The organism is Afifella pfennigii DSM 17143 (assembly GCF_000688515.1).
Classification (GTDB): Bacteria; Pseudomonadota; Alphaproteobacteria; order Rhizobiales; family Afifellaceae; genus Afifella; species Afifella pfennigii.
The window spans coordinates 158,980-176,703 of record NZ_JHZK01000003.1; the positions used below are offsets into that span (position 1 = coordinate 158,980).

Here is a 17,724-nt window from a genome sequence, read left to right on the forward strand (position 1 = left end):
ACGCCTTGGCTCAGCTGAGGCGGCCGGCGGCGTGGGCGAGCATGGTGTAGACCTTGCCCGTATCGGAGGCGAGGTAGCGCTGGGCCATCGCCGGATCCTCGTCGCGCTCGTTGATCTGGTCGAGAAGCCTCTCGAAGTCGGCGATGTAATGGTCGACGGCGCGGCGGAACTCGCCGTCGCGCTCGTATTTGCGGCGGATCTCGTCGAAGGTCTTCTGGCCCTGCAGGGTATAGAGCCGGCGGGTGAAGACGTTGCGCTCGCCGCGCCGATAGCGCTCCCAAAGCTCCACGGCGGCCTCGTGGTCGATGGCGCGGGCGATATCGACCGACAGGGAATTGAGCGATTCCACCACCTGCGAGGGCGAGCGGCCCGGTGTCTCCGGCGCCGGGGCGGGGGCCGGATCGGGCGTGGGCGGATAATCGTCCTCGTCGCTGGATGCGCGGCGCAGGAGATCGGCCACCCAGCCGCGGCGCTCGCCCTGACCGCGTTCGCCGCCGCCCTGGCGCGGTTGCGCGGCGCGCTCCGCACCGGTCTGACGGGTGCTGTAGGCTTCGCCCGAAGAGGCGGTTGAGCTGCGCGAGGGGGCGGGCTCCGCCGCCGGGGTGGCCGGGCGTGGCGCAGCCGGACGGGGCTCGGCCGGACGGGGCTCTGCCTCGCGCGGACGGAAATCGGCGGCCGGGGTGCTGTCCAGCGTCGCCATGCGCGGCAGCGTGCGCTCGGCCGGCGCCTCATAGGAGCTCGCGGCCGGCGCGGCGGCGGTGCGCTGGGGGGCGGGCTCGGCCGCAGCCGCGCGCGGGGAAGCGGATGCGCGCATCTGATAGCCGCCGGAAGTGCCCTCGCGGCGCGCCACGATATCGGTGAGGGCCGAGATCGCGTCGATCTGCTCGGTGATGGCGCGGCGCATCGCCTCGGAGGCGTGGCGCGCCTCCTCCGGCATGTCGCGCACGCCGCGCTCCAGATCCTGGCGGGCCGATTCCAGCTCGCGCTGCATGTCGCGGGCTGCCTGGCGCATCTTCTCGGCGGTGGCGGAGAAACGCTCCGTGGCGCCGTCGACGGCCTGGGTGATCTCGGCCATCAGCCTCTCATTGGCCTCGCGCACCTTCTCGTCGGAGCCGGCGGTGACCGAATTGAGCTGCTCCATCAGCTGCGCGCGCGCCTGCTCGACGCTCTCCACGGCGCGCTGGCCTTCGGCGATCGCGGCAAGACGCATGGTCTCGAACTGGCCGATGGCGGAGCGGGCCGCTTCCTCGGCGCGGCGTCCGAGCGCCTGGGCGATCTGGGCCACGCGCTCCTCGGCGGCGCTGAGGGTGTTTTCCAGCTCCTGCGAGGCGCCCTGGGCGGTTTGGGACGTGCGCGCGGAAAGGGAATCGGTAACGGCGGCAATGCGCTCCTCGGCGGCGCTGAGGGTGTTTTCCAGCTCCCGTGAGGCGCCCTGCGTGGATTGGGAAGCGCGGGCGGAAAGGGATTCGGTGAGGGCGGCGATGCGCTCCTCGGCGGCGCTGAGCGTGCTCTCCAGTTCCTGGGAAGCGTTCTCGGCCGATTGCGCGGCCCGCATGGAAAGCGATTGCGCGACCTCGGCGATGCGGTCCTCCGTGGAGTGCAGGCTCGCCGCCAGCTCCTCCGTCGCGCTGCGGGCCGATTGCGAGGCGCGGACGCTGAGGGTGTCGGCGACGGCGTTGATGCGCTCCTCGGCCGAGCCCAGCGTGTCGGAGAGCATGCCCGTCAGGCGCGACAGCTGCTCCTCCACGGCCTGAGCCTGCCCGGTGAGGCCGGCGGCGACCGCTTCCAGGGCCTCGCTGCCGCCGCTGACGGCGCCTTCCATGCTGCGGTTCGCCTCGTCCAGCATGCGCGCCGCCTGGGACAGCGCGTCGGACTGGTTGTCGAATTGCGAGGCGATGGCGGTGATGTCGCGCAGCACATGCGTGGAGACATCGCGCAGCGTCTTGATCTGGTCCGACAGGACGGAGGTGGAGGTGGAGGTGTCCTGCGCCGCCGCGGCGAGGGCGCCGCGCAGGCTCTCCGCCTGGGTGGCAAGGTTGCTCTCCATGGTGGAGAGCTGCTCGCCGGACGAGCTCAGCACCTCGCCGAGCTGCTGGTTGGTCTCCTCCAGGCGGCTCAGCAGGGTGTGGATGTCGTTGCGGAAGCGATCGTTGGTGCCGGTGACGGCCTCCACGATGTTGTGCGAATGGGTGTTGAGCGTCGACAGCAGCGCATGGGCGCTCTCGTCGAGGCGGCCGATCGATTCCTCGCTGGTGGCGCGGATGGTGTCGGCGGTGGCGCGGCTGCGCTCGTCCCAGCCCTCGAACAGGCCCTGGCGCTGGCGGTCCAGCTCCTCAAACAGGCTCTCGCGCTGACGGTCGAGATCGCCGAGAAGTCCGGAGCGGCGGGTATCGAGGCCATCGGTGATGTCGCGGGCGCGGCTGTCCAGCCCGTCGACGAGCGATTGCGTCTGCCCGGTCACCGTCTCGAGGAACTGCTGACCCTGGCTCTCCAGGCCCTCGATGACGTACTGGCCGCGGCTTTCGATCGCCTCCATCAGCGTGGAGGAGCGGCTGTCGATCAGCGAGGCCAGCTCGTTCTGGCGCTGGGCGAGCATGGAATTGAGCTGCTCGGTCTTGTCGTTCAGCGTGCCGCTGGTCGATTCCAGCGCGTCCTGAAGCTGATTGGCGCGGCTGGAGAAGCTCTGCTCCACGGCGATCAGCCGCTCGCCGAAGCCGTGATTGACCTCGATCATGCGCCCGGCGATGGATTCCGTCAGCTCGTTCGTCTTGGAGGTCAGCGTCTCGCCGAGCTCGTTCAGGCGGCCCTCAAGGCTCGCCGACATCTCGCTCTGGCCCTCCGAGAAGGCGGTGGAGATCTCGCGGGTGCGCGCAATCAGCGTCTCGCTGATCTGGCGGGCCCGCGTGTCGAGCGCGGTGTTGATGCGGCCGAGCCGGTCGTCCAGCGTCTCCGTCAGGCCGTCGGCACGCTCGGCGAAGCGATCGGTGACATCGCCGATGCGGGCGGTGACGCGCGTCTCGAAGCCTGAAAGACGGCTGGAAACGGCGCTTTCGATGGTTTCCGCGGAGCTGGCGAGGCGAATGGCGACGTTCTCCGCGCTCTCCTTGATGCGGGTGTCGAAGCCGCCGAGATGGCTGTCGAGGGTGGCGCCCATCTCAGAAACGCGCGCATCGATGAGCGAGCCGAGCGTCTCGCCCTGCTCGCCGAAGATCGCCTGCACCCGCTCGGTGCCGTCCCCGAAGCTCTGCTTGACGCGCTCGACCTCTTCGCCGAAGAGCGCGGCGACGCGATCGGCGCCGCCCTCAAAGCTCTTCTCCACGCGCTCCACCTCTTCGCCGAGGCGGGAGGCGGCGCGCTCGGCGCTGCCCTCGAAGGTCTTCTCCACGCGCTCGACCTCTTCGCCGAGACGCGAAGCGATGCGATCGGCGCCGTCCTCGAAGCTTCTCTCCACGCGCTCCACGTTGTCGCCGAAGAGGGAGGTGACGTGCTCGGCCTTGCCCTCGAAGGTCTTCTCCACGCGCTCGACCTGATCGCTCAGCGTCTCAGAGAAGCGCTCGCCCGTGGCGGCGATATTGCTCTGGGCGTCTTCAAGCCGCTGGGTGACGCCCGACAGCTCGTCATGCATGGCGGCGGAGACGGAGCGCCCGGTTTCGCCGAGCTGCTCGATGACCTTGCGCGAGCGGCTGTCGAGAACGTCGGCGACGATCTCGGTGGCGCGCTCCACGCGGCTGCCCGTCTCCTCGGCGCTAGCGGTGATGGCGCCGGCGACCTCCTGGCCGTGCGTCGCCAGCTTGTGCGAAGCCTCGTCGGCGCTGGAGGTGATGCGCTCGACGAACTCCTCGCTCTGGCCAGAAATCCGCTCCGAAAGCTCGCTGGCGCTGGAGGTGAGGCGGCCGGCAAGCTCCTCGCCGCGAGAGGTGAGACGGCCCGTCAGCTCCTCGCTGCGCGAGACCAGCCGCTCGGAAAGATCCTCCGCGCTGGTGGTGACGCGCCGGGTCAGCTCCTCGCCGTGGCTCGACAGGCGCTCCGACAGATCCTCGGTGGTCTCGGTGATCTTGCGGGCATATTCCTCGCCATGGCCGGCGAGGCGCTCTGAAAGCTGGTCGGCGCTGCCGGTCATGCGCTGGGTGAATTCTTCGCCGCGGCCGGAAAGGCGGCCGGACAGATCCTCCGCGGCGCCGGTCAGGCGGTCGGCCAGGGCCGTGCCTTCGGAGACCATGCGCTCGGCAAGGGCCGGACCCTCCACCGTGATGGCGTTCTCGATGCGCTGCGTCGACTGGCCGAGATTGTCCAGAAGGGAGCTGGAGCGCTCCGTCAGCGTATGGTTGAGGCGGTCCTGGGCCTCGCGGATGCGCTCCAGTAGCTCGTTGCCGCGCTCGGTGAAGCTCTCGGCGGCGGCGGTCTGGCTGCGGCTCAGATTGTCGACGAGATTCTCGCTGCGATAATCGAGGGCGCTGGTCAGGCGCTCGCCGGTCTGGTCGAGACGCTCCAGGAAATTGTCGGTGCGCTCCGACAAGGTGCTGACGAGCTTTTCGCCCGCCTCGCCGAGATCGACGGTGACGGAGCTGGTGCGCTCGGCCAGAAGATCGGCGATGCGCCGCGCCGCCTCGTCGGCGGTCGACAGGATCTGGTCGCTGGTCTTGGCCAGATCGGAGGTCAGCGTCTCATGCGCGCCGCCCATCGCCGACTTGATGCGGTCGGCATTCTGCAGGATCGCCTCGCGCTCGCTGACGAGCTCGTCGATCAGCCGGCGAATGCGCATCTCGTTATCGGTGTAGGAGCGCTCCAGCGAGGCCACCTCGTTCTGCACGAGGACCTCCAGCTCGCTGGCGCGGGCGAGCGCACGCTCGATGCCGTCGCCCATGGAGGCGACCTCGCGGCGGATCGCCTGGCCGACGGTGACGATGGATTCCTTGGCGATATTCTCCGGCTCGGCCAGGCGCAGAGCGACTTCCGTCATGGTCCGGGAGACCATGCGCATCTCCTGGCTGCGCCAGATCATCAGCGCCATCACCCAGAAAAGCAGCACCGGAACGACGATGGCCACGGCCAGGGCGACGAGATGCGGGGCGCGGCTGAACTCGTCCAGGCTGGTGATGCCGGCGATCTCGGAGGGCCAGAGCGCGAGGCCGAAGGCGGCGCCGACGCCCGCCCAGACGGCGGAAAGCAGGAAGGCGGTCCAGAACGGGGCATAAGAGGGCCGGCGCTGCAGGGCGTAGAGGAGATTGCCGATTGAGCGCACGTCGTCGTTGGCGGCGCGCCGCGCCTTGCGCTCGCTGGCGCGCGAGCGCTCCGGCTCCGGCTCCGGCTTCTTGGCGCGGGCCGCCGGCTTGGGCTGAGCCAGGGTCGGAGCGGGTGCCGGCTGGGTGGCCGCCTTGGTTTTCCTGGCGGCGTTGCCGCCGTTCGGCGCGCCACCGGAGGAGGCGAGGCTCTCGGCCGAGCTGCGCGCAGCGGCACCGAAGTCGATCTTCAGCGCCTCTTCCACGGCAGAAAGGGCTGCCTCGGTCGATTCCGCTTTCGGTATTTTACCCATGACACTTCGCTCCGGTCCGTACGCAACGACTATAACGGATGCCGTGCCAGCCTTGGCCGGCAAATGAGGATAACGGACGCCGGCCAAACTTGCCGGGGCTCCTCAACCTCCTCGAACGCATCGGATCGCCGCCGCCCGATACTGCAACGCTGCCCGTCCTTTGAGAGGGGCAGCGCCCATTCTGTCCATTTGGCAGGGGCATCCTAATCATTCTGTAACGCTGTGAGAAGCGCGAATCCACTCTGGCGCGCTTTCCACCCCGACAATTTACAAATAATATGAACGCGCTGCAGGCTCGTCTCAATGTGGGGGCATAAGACTGAGCCGGAGCCCGCAAGAGCGCGGACGCTTTCGCCGACTTCAATCGGGACGCCGCAAAGGGCGGCGGAAAGGCCATGACGGGTGGAAGGCAGGCGCCAAGACACATCCTGAACGAGGCGCATCTTGCCCGCCAGACCATGGGCGATGGCGAATTGCAGCGCGAGATCCTCGCTTTGTTCATCGACGAGGCTGAGCGTCTCCTGCGCCAGGCCCGGGAGGCGAGCGGGCCGCAAATTCGCGCCGAAAGGGTGCATGCCCTCAAGGGGCTGGCGCGCAATGTGGGGGCGGAGCGGCTCGCGGACGCTGCCGCGGCGGCCGAAGCAAGGGCGCTTGAAGGCGATGAGGAACTTTCGGAACTCGCCGCTTGCGTGGCCGAGGTGGTGGCGCATCTTAGCGGCCGGTGAGTGCGACGAAGCAGCGCCAGTTTGGAGGCATGCTTGACATAGCCGGGCGCGTCCCTAAACCCGTGCCTCGCAACACGGATTGGACATGCCCAAGATTACCTTCATCGCCCAGGACGGCTCCCGTCACGAAGTGGAGGCCGAGAACGGCTCGACGGTCATGGAAGCGGCGCTCAAAGAGGGCCTTTCCGGCGTCGAGGCCGAATGCGGCGGCGCCTGCGCCTGCGCCACCTGTCACGTCTATGTCGACGAGGCATGGTTCGAGCGCACCGGCTCGCCGGAGCCGATGGAAGAGGACATGCTGGACTTTGCCTATGACGTGCGACCGACGTCGCGGCTGTCCTGCCAGATCAGAGTAAGGGACGAGCTGGACGGGCTCGTCATCACCATTCCGGAGCGACAGGCATGACTGCACCGCTTTTCGATACCGACGTCGTCATCATCGGCGCGGGGCCCGTCGGGTTGTTCGCCGTCTTCGAGCTCGGCCTGCTCGATCTCAAATGCCATCTCGTCGACATCCTCGACCGGCCGGGCGGCCAGTGCGCCGAACTCTATCCGGAAAAGCCGATCTACGACATTCCCGGCTGGCCGGAAATCTCCGCCCAGGGGCTCGTCGACCAGCTTATGCAGCAGATCAAGCCGTTCGAGCCGGAATTTCATTTCGGCGAGATGGTGACGGAGCTGGAGCGCACGGCCGAAGGTGGCTTTCGCGTGCGCACCGATGCCGGGACCACCATCAAGGCCAAGGTGGTGGTGATCGCCGCCGGCGGCGGCTCCTTCCAGCCCAAGCGTCCGCCGATTCCGGGCATCGAGGCCTATGAGGGCACCTCCGTCTTCTATTCGGTGCGGCGGATGGAGGATTTCCGCGACCACGATCTGCTCATCGTCGGCGGCGGAGATTCGGCCCTCGACTGGACCTTGAACCTGCAGCCCATCGCCAAGAACCTGACGCTCGTCCATCGCCGGCCGGAATTCCGCGCCGCGCCGGATTCGGTGAACAAGATGTTCGCCCTGCAGGAGAAGCACGAGCTCACCTTCCAACAGGGCCAGGTGACGGGCCTCAAAGGCGAGGGCGGCCAGCTGGAGGCGGCGACGGTGAAGACGCCGGACGGTGAGGTGGAGGTCGCCTGCACGCGCATGCTGCCCTTCTTCGGGCTGACGATGAAGCTCGGCCCGGTCGCCGATTGGGGCCTCAATCTCCACGAGAACCTCATCCCGGTGGATACGGAGAAGTTCCAGACCTCCGAGGCGGGCATCTTCGCCATCGGCGACATCAATACCTATCCGGGCAAATTGAAGCTGATCCTTTCCGGCTTCCACGAGGGCGCGCTGATGGCGCAGGCGGCCAAGCGGCATATCAGCCCCGACCAGCGCATCGTCTTCCAGTACACGACCTCTTCCTCCTCGCTGCAGAAGAAGCTCGGCGTCATCTGAGGCAGCCTGACCTGGCAAGAGCGACGGAGGTCGGCCGGCGCCGCGCCCCATGTGCATTTGCGCACATCGCCCGGCCTCGGCGCCGTCTAATCCTCTCTCCACACAAGGCGGCATGCCCGCCGGAGGGAGCGAAACATGCGCCAGGGCCTTTGCTTGGAGATCGATCCGGCCTTCGCCGATGCGAAGGTCGTCCGCGACGGGCTCTCGCCGCTGGAGCTGATGCGGCTGGACTTTCAGAGCCTCGCCGGCTTCCTCGCCCGCCTGCGCCGGCCGCGCGGAACCAAAGCTGCAACCCGGTGAAGAAGGCACGGCCGGAGCTTGAGCCCCGACCGGTTTCTTTGCATGTCTGGGCATGCCTGGGCATGTCTGGGCATGCTTGGCTTGGGCCGCCTCAGCGGCTGTCGGCGAGGCTGGCGCGCCGTTCCAGCGGCTGAAGGAAGGGCATGACGGCCGGCGTCAGAGTGGGGAAAGGCCGCGGCGATGGCGGCCATGGCCGAGCCGCCGTCCTCGGCGGCCTGCTGTTCGGGAAAAACCGAAAAACAATTCCGGCGTTCACTCGGCCGGGGCGAGGCCGCGGCGCGCTTTCCAGGCGACTTCCATCCCCTGGTCGGGATGGCGCGGAATGAGGCGCGCCAGGATGAGCGAGCCTGTCGCCATCGCCGCGCCGATGATGAAGACGGCGGCGGGCGAGACGAGCCAGATGAAGCCGAAGGCGGCCGGAATGCCCACGGCGGCGATGTGGTTGATGGTGAAGGCGACGCCCGCGGAAGGCGCGATATCGGCCGGATCGGCGATCTTCTGGAAATAGGTCTTCATGGCGATCGCCATGGCGAAGAAGGCATGGTCGATCACATAAAGCGCGGCGGCGACCCAGGGATTGGCGACGACGGCATAGGCGAGGAAGACGCCGATGAGCCCGACATATTCCACCGTCAGCGCCGTGCGCTCGCCGAAGCGCACGATCATGGCGCCGATCTTCGGCGCAAACAGCATGTTGAAGACGCAATTGACCAGGAAGAGAAGGGCGATGTCGCCGACGTCGTAGCCGAACTTCTCCACCATCATCAGCCCGGCGAAGACAGTGAAAATCTGCCGGCGCGCGCCGGAAAGGAAGGTGAGGGCGTAATAGAGCCAGTAGCGCCGGCGCAGGACGAGCTTTTTCAGCTGCGGCGTCTCCTCGCGGAAATCTGGGAAGGCGAGGGCGAGGAAAAGGACGATGGCAAGGGTGATGCCGCCGGCGATCATGAAGACGGCGGCATAGGAAAGCTCGAAGGTCTTCCAGGCAAGGGCGATGAGGCCGTAGGCGAGAAGCTGGGCGAAGCCGGCGACGGCGAGGATGCGGCCCATGATCCTCGGCGCCTCGGCGCGCGGCAGCCATTGCAGCGCCAGGCTCTGGTTCATCGTCTCGTAATAGTGAAAGCCGATCGACATGATCAGCGTCGTGGCATAAAGGCCCCAGGCGCTGGGAAACCAGCCGGTCAGGGCGACGCCGATGCCGAGCACGGCCAGGGAAACAAGCGCCAGCGTCTGCTCGCGCATGACGAAGAGCACGTAGATGGCAAGAAAGGACAAGAAGCCCGGTATTTCCCGGATGGATTCCTGAAAGCCGATCTCACGGCCGGTGAGGCCGATCCCGTCCACGGCGAAGTTCTTGATCAGCGTCCACCAGCTCGCAAAGGCGATCTGCATGGCCGCGGCCATCACCATCAGCATGATGGCCGGCGTCCGCCAGCCGGTGGCGGCGGAGATGGGAAGGCTCGCGCGGGACATGGCCCGTCTGTCCTATAGGAGGGGCGGGGCGGCGTATACGCGAATCAGCGCTTGCCACGGCGGCACCATGCGCCAGAGCGGCCGCCCGCCCTTAAAGGCGCAATGTGCGTTCGGCGAGCCAGCTGCGCATGCCGTGCGGCAGGGCGTAGTAGAGATCGCGCAGGCGCGGCTTCAGGAAGCTGATCACGGCGCTGCGGTAGAGCCGGCCGGTCGCCGAGAGCGGCACGGCGTAGTCGGCCACCTCCACCTCGCCGCTCCGCCATTCGCGCTTGTTGCGATAGCTGGGCGGCAGCATGTCGTAGCGCGCAATGCCGTTCTCGGCGCACCAGCCAAGGATCATCTCCGTCAGCACGTTGCCCGGCCCGTGACGGGCGAATTCCGGTGAGAAGGCGCGCAGGAAGGCGTGATAGATGCCGTTGTGGACGAGGCCGACCTCCTGCGCGGCGAAGGCGTCGCCGACCGTCAGGCGCGGCAGGGCGAGGCGCAAGGGGCCATCGGCATCGGCGAGATCCTGCGCCAGGCTGTCGAGACAGGCATGGGTGCGCCCGTCGAGGAAGGCGCGGCTGACCATGCCCTTCTCGCGCAGCCATTGCCGCTTCAGCGCCATGGTCTCGTCGAGCCAGCGCCGCGCCGTGGCGGCGTCCCGAGGCTGGTCGAGCCTCAACTCGCCGATCTCGGCAAGGGCGCTTTTGCGGCGCGCATTGTCCCGCCGCAGCTTCGCCTTGCGGCCCTTCAGAAAGGCGGCGAGCCTTGCCGGATCCGTTTCGGTGAAGGGAGCGACATCGGCCTCGCCGAGGCGAATGGCGCAGGTGGGAAGATGACCGCCCAGATGGGAATCCGCCCTTACCCGCTCCAGAACGAGAAGATCGACGCCGGCAGCGTGCATGGTCTGGATGGCAGTCGCGATAAGGGCGCGCGGATCGCCCTTGGCGCCGATCAGAACCTCGTCGTATTGGGCGATGGGGGCGCCGGCATTGGAGGCGATCCTGAGCGGCAGCGGCTCGCAGCGGCAGATCTCGATCGGCCATAGAAGCGCCAGCTCGCCATCGAGGCGCACGGTGACGCACCAGAGCCTTTCCGGCGCGTCGGCGGTGAAGTGGCGGGCCCAGATGTCGACGAAGGCGGGGCTTTGAAAGACGCTGCTGGGGGTTGCCGCGCAGAGCTGCCGCCATTCGTGGCCGAGCGCCTCAAGGGCGGCGCGGCCCTTCAATATCTCACCACGGAGCACGCCGCTCCCGCGTGCCGGCGCGGCGGAAGCCGGCACGGTACCTGGATCGTCGAAAAGCGTGGCGGATGGCGCTAAGCGCATGAAGACTCCCGAACCTGGGCCGCCGACCTTTTCAGAGGATCGTGAAGATTCGGGAAAGATGCGTAAGGGCGCCGCCGCGGCCTAGTCGCGGGCCGGGTTGATGGAGCCGGTGATCGCCGGGTCGTAGATTGGCAGGGAATCGGAGCCGGGGCGAGCAAAGCCCATCGCGGCGACCGGGACCGTGCGGCCGCTGCCCGGATCGTAGAGCGACAGCATGACCGTCATCTTGCCGTGACCGGCCGGTTCGGCGGCAAGGCGGCCCTGAAGCTCGCCGCGCACGAGCTTCAGCATGAAGCCGTTGCCGGCGCGTTCGCCGACGATGTTGGCGCCGTCGCCTTCCGCGCCATCCATGAAGGAGCCGAAGAATTGCTTCTGGTCGGCGCTATAGCGCAGCTTGGCGTAGACGGGCGCTGAGAGGGAGCCGGTCCAGCAGCGGCCGGTCATGCCGAACGCCATCTGGCTGCGGCTCGGATCGCCCTCCAGGGCGCAATGGAAGCGAAGCCCGCTTTCGGGCCCGACGAGAAGGCGCCCGCTACCCCGCCAGGCGCCGCCGAAGCGCTCCATGAACAGGGCCGCATCCTGATCGACCTCCGCCGCCTGCGAGGGGACGGAAAGGGGTGCGGCAAGAGCGAGAGCTGCAGCGAGAATGAGACGGCGCATGAAGAGCTCCGAAGATGACGAATGCCCAATCGACCGTGACGATAGGCATCAAATGCCAATCATTCGTTAACCCTACGCCCATTGCGCGGCGTTGGTGCGACGGCCTCCTCGCGCGCCGTGGTGAAGGAGACGAGATCGCCGGCGATGTCCTTCAGGCGCGGACGCGGCTGGGCCACGAAAGGCACGGGGCGGCAGACATCGAGCGCGGAGAGGCCGATGCGGGCCGTCATCAGACCGTTGACGACGCCTTCGCCGAGACGGGTGGAAAGGCGCGCCGCCAGGCCGTGGCCGACCACCTGCTGCAGCAGGGTATCGCCGAGGGCGATGGTGCCGGTGACGGCAAGGTGGCTGACGACGGCGCCGGTCAGCCGCATCAGGCCGAAAAAGCCCGGTCGGCCACCATAGATGGTGGCAATGGCGCGGATGAGGCCGAGGCAGGTGACGAGCACGTAGGCGACGTCGATGAGGGCGCGCGGGCTGACGGCGGTGACGACGGAGACGCGGCGCGCGGCGGAGGAGATCGCCGCCTTGGCACGCTCGTCGAGGGGCAGAACGAGATCGCGCTCGGTCAGGCGGATGAGATCCGCCCCATCCATCACGGCGCCGAGATGCTCCTTCAGCTGGCGGCGGCCCTGGGCCGTGTCCGGGCGGCCGCCGTACTGACGTATAAGATCGCGCCCGACGCGCCTTGCCTTCTCCGGATCGTTGTCCTCAAAGGCGGCATCGGCGGCAAGTCGCAGCCTTGCCACCGCCTTGAGACGGGCGAGGGCGAAGAGTTCGCGCGCCACCATGGCGAGGATCGCCAGGAGGAAGAGGCCGAGAAGGCCGAGCCCCAGCCAGCCCAGCCAGTCGGCGCGCTGGAACAGGCTGCGGATCAGGTCATCGATGGCAATGGCGACGGCGAGCGAGAGAAGACCGCCGCCGCCCACAACCGCGAGCCTTAGCCAGCGGATGCCGCGCTTCTTCGGCTCGATGATGGTGGTGACGGCGCGCTCGGCGTCCTCCTCGACCGGGTCGAGTTCCTCGATGATGTCTTCCTCAATCTCGACGGCTCCAGGCTCGTCGAGACGGAAGGCCTCGGGGGCACGGCGTTGCGCGGTCTTCATTGCAGCCGGTCTCCGACAAGAAACTCCAGCGCCTGATCGAGCCGGATATGCGGCAGGGAGAGCTTCACGCCGGCTTCTGTCCGTTCCAGCTTGGGCGGGCGAAAGCGCAGATAGCGCAGCTCCAGCCCTTGCCGGGTGGCAAGCTCGCCATCGTCCAGATCGGCGATGTCGCGGGGGCGGCCGGCCAGAACTGGCGGTTCAAAGATCGATTCCGGATCGGTCGGCAAATCGCCGGGAAACAAGGCGATTTCCGTTGCGCCGTCATAAACCTCACCGGCCACTTCCTCGCCTTCAAGCGGGACGCCGGCAATCGCCGGAAGACGGCGCCCGTCGCGCGTCACGGTGACTTCGCGCGTCGCCCGGACCGCCGCCAACGGCATGACATGGACCTCAGCACCGGCGAAGGCGGCGCGCTTGGCCGCCTTGTCGGTGAGGCGAGCAAGAAGGGCGGCTAGGTTGTCGTGGTCGGAGCGGTGCACATGGTCCGCCTTGGTGGCGGCAAAGAGGATCTTGTCGATGCGCCGAGACAGGATGGAGGTGAGCCAGTTGCTGCGTCCGGGACGAAAGCAGGCGAGAACGTCGGCGAGTGCCTGCTCCAGATCGCGCAATGCGGCCGGGCCGGCATTCAGCGCCGCCAGCATGTCGACGAGGACGATCTGGCGGTCCAGCCGGGCGAAATGCTCGCGGAAGAACGGTTTGACCACGTGGGTGCGGTAGGATTCGTAGCGCCGCGCCATCATGGCGGCGAGACTGCCGGGCTCTGGCTCGGCCCCAGGGCCGATATCGAGCGGCGAGAAGGTCAGGGCCGGCGAGCCCTCCAGATCGCCGGGCATGAGAAAGCGCCCCGGCGGTAGCATCGACAGGGCATGCTCGTCGGCGCGCGCGGCGCGCAGATAGGCGGTGAAGGCCGCCGCCAGCTCGCGGGCCTTGGTCTCGTCCTCTTCCGCCTGCGGATCGACACCCTTCAGCGAAGCGTGCCACGCGGCGGCGAGACCCTTACGGTGCGGCTCGCGCGACATCGTGACCGCCTCCGCCGACCATTCGGCGTAGGATTTGTTGAGGAGCGCCAGGTCGAGAAGCCATTCGCCCGGATAATCGACGATATCGAGATCAAGCCGGCCGGCGCCGAAGGTGCGCTTCCAGCCGCTCGCCGATTCGTACTCCAGGGTGACGCGCAATTCGGAGATGCGCCGGGTGGAGCGCGGCCAGACGCGCCGGTCGACGAGGTTCTTCACATGCGCCTCGTAATCGAAGCGCGGCACGGCGTCGTCGGGCTGGGGCTGCAGTCTGGCGCCGGAGAGACGCCCGGAAGCATGCGCGTCGAACAACGGCAAGCGGCCGCCATGCAAGAGGTTGTGGACCAGAGCCGTGATGAAGACCGTCTTGCCGGCGCGCGACAGACCAGTGACGCCGAGGCGCAATTGCGCCGAATGGCCGAGCACGCCTTCCAGGATGTTGTCGAAGGCGATGCGCGCTTCATCGGCGAAGGAGAGGGTGGGGGCCAAGGGTGCTTAGAAAGATGTCGTGATTCGCTGCCAGGCCCCAATATGGGCAGAAGCGGCGGCCGCCGCAAAGTGCGGCCTCACGACACCAGGTCGGCCGGTCTTACATAGCGGGCAAGGCGTGTCGTCCCCGGCGTCAACTCGGACCAGGTGCCGGAAAATTCCAGGACGGCCAGTGCGCCGCTCGGGAATTTGGCGTTGAGCCGCGCCAGATCGCGCTCGCCGCCGCTGCCGACGAGCACCAGAGCAGTTTCGTAGATCATCGGATTATGGCCGACGAGAAGGCAGCATTCGGCGCCGCCGCCTTCCGCACGAAGAACGTTCACATAGGTTTCCTCCACCTCCTCGTAGAGGCTCTGCGGATAGCGCCGGTCGACGGGCAGGACGACGTTCTCCGCCACCAGGCCAAGGGTCTCGCGGGTTCGGCGCGCCGGCGAGCACAGGACGAGATCCGGCTCGTAGCCGGCATCGGCGAGGTGTTGGCCCATGGCGCGCGCGGCGTTGCGACCGCGCTGATTGAGCGGGCGCTCGAAATCCGTCCTGGCGCCGGAGTGCCAGTCCGACTTGGCGTGACGGAGAAGGAGCAAGGTCGGCATTCCTCCCGCTTAGACGAAAGGCCGAGAAGTCGGCAAGCTCCTGCCGTCTTCTTCGGCGCTCATGTCGCGCGAATGGAGGCGAGATGCGGCGTTTTCCCGGCGCGCCGCATGCCGTATGTGCGGGAGGAGCCGCGGTTGCCGGACCGCCGGCCTTACGCTTCAGCCCGCAAGGAACTCGCCCATGGCCGCCGAGCCGCATGCACCGAGCTATTACGCCGCCCTCGCCGAGGGGCCGGCCTATCCCCCGCTTGCCGGGGAGAGCGAGGTGGAGACGCTCGTCATAGGCGGCGGGCTGGCGGGGCTGACCACGGCCTATCTCCTGGCCAAGGCGGGACGTTCGGTGGCGCTCGTGGAGGCGAACCGCATCGGCTGGGGCGCGTCGGGCCGCAACGGCGGCTTCGTGTCGCCGGGCTTTGCCCAATCGATCTTCAAGGTGGAGGCGAAACTCGGCCTGCCGGGGGCGAGGAAGCTCTTCACCCTGTCGCGGGCGGGCTGCCAGTTCGTGCAGCAACGAATTGACGAATTCGGTCTTGCCGGGATTATCGGCGGGCGCGGCTGGCTGAAGGTGGTGCGCCATCCGGGTGAGGAGGAGCTGAGGGCGCGCGCCGAGCGCATGCAGCGCGATTATGGCGTCACCTATCAAGTCTGGCCGCGCGAGGCGGTGCGCGAGACGCTGCGCACAAACCGCTACTTCGGCGCGCTGCACGACCCGGAACCCTTCCATATCGATCCGCTCGCCTATGCGCGCGGATTGGCGGAGGCGGCGGCGGAAAGCGGGGCGGCGATCCATGAGGGGAGCGGGGCGAGCGGGCTTTCCCGGTCGGGCGCGGGCTGGCGTGTGACGACGGCCGGCGGGACGATCGCCGCACGCCATGTCGTGCTGGCCGGCAGCGCCACGCAAAGCGGTCTCTACCCGCCCCTGGAGCGCGCCGTCCTGCCGGTGGCGACCTATGTCGTCACCTCCGAGCCGCTCGGTGAAAAGCTGGACGAGGCCATACATTTCACCGGCTGCATCGCCGATACGCGCCGGGCCGGCGACTATTATCGCCTCATCGGGGAAGGCGAGGCGCGCCGGCTTCTGTGGGGCGGACGTATCACCACGGCACGGGCCGAGCCGGCGCGGCTGGCGGAAATGCTGAAGGCCGATATCCTGCCGATCTACCCGCAGCTTGGCGATTTTGCGGTGGATCACGCCTGGGGCGGGCTGATGGGCTACCAGCGCTCGGCGATGCCGATCATCGGCCTTCTCGCCGGAAGGCGCGAGGCGGGACTGTGGGCGGTGACGGCCTTCGGCGGGCACGGGCTTGCCACGACGGCGATGGGGGGCAGCCTGATCGCGGCCGCGATTGCGGCGGGCGACGACACGTTCCGCCTGTTCGAACCGTATTTGCCGGCCTTCCTCGACCGGACGATCGGCGGGCGCAACTTTCTGGGGCGTGCGGCGACGCAGCTTCTCTACTGGCGCATGCAGCGCCAGGACCGTCGGCGGGAGCAAGAGGCGAGCGCTGGATAGATCCCGCGGCTGTGTCGGTTCGCGCCACGGGCGGCGATTGCCAAGCCTGTGGAGCTCCCATAGAGTCGTTCCCGCATCACGAGTTGGGTCGACGCCCAACGCCAACCTGCCAATCCGGGCAAGGTGGCGCTCCGCAAGGAGGATGTGGCCAGCCGGCAACCAAACGGATGAAGCCACGCGCGTCGATCTCGCCAAGAAGGACCGACGCGACGTGCCTATCAAGATTCCCGACCATTTGCCTGCCCGCCACATCCTCGAAGCGGAGGGGCTCGTGGTGATGAGCGAAGCCGATGCGGTGCGCCAAGATATCCGCCCGCTCAGGATCGGTCTGCTCAATCTCATGCCGAACAAGATCAACACCGAAGCCCAGCTCGCCCGGCTCTTCGGCGCAACGCCGCTGCAAATCGAGCTGACGCTGGTGCGCATGAGCGAGCATGTGCCCCGCAACACCTCTGCCGATCACATGGCCGCCTTCTACCGGCCGTGGAGCGATGTGCGCGAGGAGCGCTTCGACGGCTTCGTCGTCACCGGGGCGCCGGTCGAACGGCTCGCCTTCGAGGAGGTTGGCTATTGGGCGGAGCTTCAGCGCATCTTCGACTGGACGCAAACGCATGTGCATCGCGCGCTGATGATCTGCTGGGCCGCGCAGGCAGCCCTCTATCACTTCCACGGCGTGCCCAAGCACGCGCTCGAGCGGAAGGCCTTCGGCGTCTTCCGGCACCGCAATCTGGCGCCGGCATCGCCCTATCTGCGCGGCTTCTCGGACGATTTCGTCATACCCGTCTCACGTTGGACGGAGGTTCGCCGGGAGGATCTTGGCGATGCCGGTCTGAGCGTTCTCATCGACAGCGAGGAGACCGGGCTCTGCCTGCTGAGCGACCCCGCCCGCCGCATGCTGCATATGTTCAATCACCTGGAATACGACACGGGCACGCTGAAGGAGGAATATCTGCGCGACGGGGCCGGCCCGCTGCCGGCCAACTATTTCCGCAACGATGATCCCGCCGCGCCGCCCGTTAATGGCTGGCGTAGCCATGGTCATCTTCTCTTCGGCAACTGGATCAACGAGATCTATCAGACGACGCCCTTCGATCCGGCGGCGATCGGTCGCCAGGTCGTGAACTCAGCCACGACCTAGGCCGCGCGGGGCCTGGCGGGCGAGAAGGCCGCCGGCTTTGCCTGGCGCATGCCGAGGTTCGGGCCGGACGGTATCCCTGCCTCGCCTGCCTTCTCTTTGGCAGCTCGCAGCCGCTCGGTGGAGAGGATGCGCGAAGAGGCGAGCGCGGCCAGCTCCACGCGCAGGATATCGGCGAAGGTGCGCCTGCGGCGCTCCATCTCGGTGGCGAGCGTTGCCGGGTCCGGCGCGTTCGACAGGCAAGCGCGCGCCTCGCGCAGCTTGGTCAGATAGGCGCTCGCGGCATCGCGCAGCTGCGTGGCGTAGGCGCGGGCGGCAAGCAGGCGCCCCTCGCGCAAGGCTGCGCGCTCGCAGGCGATCAATTCAACGATACGGGTCTCGGCCGCCATCAGGGCCGTCAACTCCGGGCAAGGATGCCGCACCTGGGTGATACGCATACGCCAC

At 67.8% G+C, this 17,724-nt stretch carries 14 protein-coding genes and 1 riboswitch; of the genes, 6 read left to right on the forward strand and 8 right to left on the reverse strand.

Features of this window, described 5'->3' with window-relative positions:
- Positions 1-10 precede the first annotated feature (10 nt).
- Complete coding sequence (locus tag Q331_RS19895; RefSeq protein ID WP_084174735.1) at positions 11-5,533, reverse strand: apolipoprotein A-IV repeat region-like domain-containing protein; 5,523 nt, start codon at positions 5,531-5,533, stop codon at positions 11-13.
- A gap of 395 nt (positions 5,534-5,928) precedes the next feature.
- Between Q331_RS19895 and Q331_RS0104110 the strand changes: the two genes are divergently transcribed.
- The 4 genes from Q331_RS0104110 (at position 5,929) to Q331_RS23660 (ending at position 7,989) form a co-directional block, all read left to right on the forward strand.
- The gene (locus Q331_RS0104110) at positions 5,929-6,258 is read left to right on the forward strand and encodes an Hpt domain-containing protein (RefSeq protein ID WP_026379630.1); all 330 of its coding nucleotides are present in this window, start codon (positions 5,929-5,931) and stop codon (positions 6,256-6,258) included.
- A gap of 85 nt (positions 6,259-6,343) precedes the next feature.
- On the forward strand, positions 6,344-6,664 hold the full coding sequence (locus tag Q331_RS0104115; RefSeq protein WP_026379631.1) for a 2Fe-2S iron-sulfur cluster-binding protein: 321 nt from the start codon (positions 6,344-6,346) through the stop codon (positions 6,662-6,664).
- The gene (locus tag Q331_RS0104120) at positions 6,661-7,689 is read left to right on the forward strand and encodes an NAD(P)/FAD-dependent oxidoreductase (protein WP_026379632.1); all 1,029 of its coding nucleotides are present in this window, start codon (positions 6,661-6,663) and stop codon (positions 7,687-7,689) included. The genes Q331_RS0104115 and Q331_RS0104120 overlap by 4 nt, the downstream gene beginning before the upstream one ends.
- Positions 7,690-7,824: 135 nt before the next feature.
- The gene (locus Q331_RS23660) at positions 7,825-7,989 is read left to right on the forward strand and encodes a hypothetical protein (protein ID WP_156953256.1); all 165 of its coding nucleotides are present in this window, start codon (positions 7,825-7,827) and stop codon (positions 7,987-7,989) included.
- 252 nt (positions 7,990-8,241) lie between these two features.
- On the opposite strand, the gene Q331_RS0104130 is transcribed toward Q331_RS23660, so the two are convergent.
- The 6 genes from Q331_RS0104130 to Q331_RS0104155 all read right to left on the reverse strand — a co-directional run bounded on the left by Q331_RS0104130 (position 8,242) and on the right by Q331_RS0104155 (position 14,623).
- A complete protein-coding gene (locus tag Q331_RS0104130) occupies positions 8,242-9,459 on the reverse strand; it encodes an MFS transporter (protein WP_051630524.1) in 1,218 nt (405 codons plus the stop codon).
- A 91-nt stretch (positions 9,460-9,550) separates the two neighbouring features.
- Complete coding sequence (locus Q331_RS0104135) at positions 9,551-10,768, reverse strand: GNAT family N-acetyltransferase (protein ID WP_084174737.1); 1,218 nt, start codon at positions 10,766-10,768, stop codon at positions 9,551-9,553.
- Positions 10,769-10,849: 81 nt separating this feature from the next.
- The gene (locus Q331_RS0104140) at positions 10,850-11,428 is read right to left on the reverse strand and encodes a hypothetical protein (RefSeq protein WP_026379635.1); all 579 of its coding nucleotides are present in this window, start codon (positions 11,426-11,428) and stop codon (positions 10,850-10,852) included.
- Positions 11,429-11,487: 59 nt separating this feature from the next.
- Positions 11,488-12,534, reverse strand: coding sequence for a YcjF family protein (locus tag Q331_RS19900; protein ID WP_034490957.1), 1,047 nt, complete (start codon positions 12,532-12,534; stop codon positions 11,488-11,490).
- The gene (locus Q331_RS0104150; protein ID WP_026379636.1) at positions 12,531-14,039 is read right to left on the reverse strand and encodes a YcjX family GTP-binding protein; all 1,509 of its coding nucleotides are present in this window, start codon (positions 14,037-14,039) and stop codon (positions 12,531-12,533) included. Before Q331_RS0104150 ends, Q331_RS19900 begins: the two co-directional genes overlap by 4 nt.
- Positions 14,040-14,116: 77 nt before the next feature.
- Positions 14,117-14,623, reverse strand: a complete 507-nt coding sequence (locus Q331_RS0104155; protein WP_051630526.1) for a SixA phosphatase family protein — start codon at positions 14,621-14,623, stop codon at positions 14,117-14,119.
- 190 nt (positions 14,624-14,813) lie between these two features.
- On the opposite strand from Q331_RS0104155, the gene Q331_RS0104160 reads away from it, so the two are divergent.
- Positions 14,814-16,145 (forward strand): NAD(P)/FAD-dependent oxidoreductase, encoded by a 1,332-nt coding sequence (locus Q331_RS0104160; protein ID WP_026379638.1) that lies wholly within the window; start codon positions 14,814-14,816, stop codon positions 16,143-16,145.
- A 68-nt stretch (positions 16,146-16,213) separates the two neighbouring features.
- A riboswitch (SAM-I-IV-variant riboswitch) is annotated at positions 16,214-16,318 on the forward strand.
- 38 nt (positions 16,319-16,356) lie between these two features.
- Positions 16,357-17,283 carry a homoserine O-succinyltransferase gene (locus tag Q331_RS0104165; protein WP_026379639.1) on the forward strand — a complete coding sequence of 309 codons (927 nt, stop codon included), beginning with the start codon at positions 16,357-16,359 and terminating at the stop codon, positions 17,281-17,283.
- On the opposite strand, the gene Q331_RS0104170 is transcribed toward Q331_RS0104165, so the two are convergent.
- Positions 17,280-17,717, reverse strand: a complete 438-nt coding sequence (locus tag Q331_RS0104170; RefSeq protein ID WP_026379640.1) for a hypothetical protein — start codon at positions 17,715-17,717, stop codon at positions 17,280-17,282. The genes Q331_RS0104165 and Q331_RS0104170 overlap by 4 nt on opposite strands.
- Positions 17,718-17,724 lie beyond the last annotated feature (7 nt).

Excerpts from the sequence above, each read along its gene's own strand:
- Q331_RS19895 (WP_084174735.1), bottom strand. The coding sequence starts at position 5,533 with ATGGGTAAAATACCGAAAGCGGAATCGACCGAGGCAGCCCTTTCTGCC.
- Q331_RS0104110 (WP_026379630.1), top strand. The coding sequence starts at position 5,929 with ATGACGGGTGGAAGGCAGGCGCCAAGACACATCCTGAACGAGGCGCAT.
- Q331_RS0104115 (WP_026379631.1), top strand. The coding sequence starts at position 6,344 with ATGCCCAAGATTACCTTCATCGCCCAGGACGGCTCCCGTCACGAAGTG.
- Q331_RS0104120 (WP_026379632.1), top strand. The coding sequence starts at position 6,661 with ATGACTGCACCGCTTTTCGATACCGACGTCGTCATCATCGGCGCGGGG.
- Q331_RS23660 (WP_156953256.1), top strand. The coding sequence starts at position 7,825 with ATGCGCCAGGGCCTTTGCTTGGAGATCGATCCGGCCTTCGCCGATGCG.
- Q331_RS0104130 (WP_051630524.1), bottom strand. The coding sequence starts at position 9,459 with ATGTCCCGCGCGAGCCTTCCCATCTCCGCCGCCACCGGCTGGCGGACG.
- Q331_RS0104135 (WP_084174737.1), bottom strand. The coding sequence starts at position 10,768 with ATGCGCTTAGCGCCATCCGCCACGCTTTTCGACGATCCAGGTACCGTG.
- Q331_RS0104140 (WP_026379635.1), bottom strand. The coding sequence starts at position 11,428 with ATGCGCCGTCTCATTCTCGCTGCAGCTCTCGCTCTTGCCGCACCCCTT.
- Q331_RS19900 (WP_034490957.1), bottom strand. The coding sequence starts at position 12,534 with ATGAAGACCGCGCAACGCCGTGCCCCCGAGGCCTTCCGTCTCGACGAG.
- Q331_RS0104160 (WP_026379638.1), top strand. The coding sequence starts at position 14,814 with ATGGCCGCCGAGCCGCATGCACCGAGCTATTACGCCGCCCTCGCCGAG.
- Q331_RS0104170 (WP_026379640.1), bottom strand. The coding sequence starts at position 17,717 with ATGCGTATCACCCAGGTGCGGCATCCTTGCCCGGAGTTGACGGCCCTG.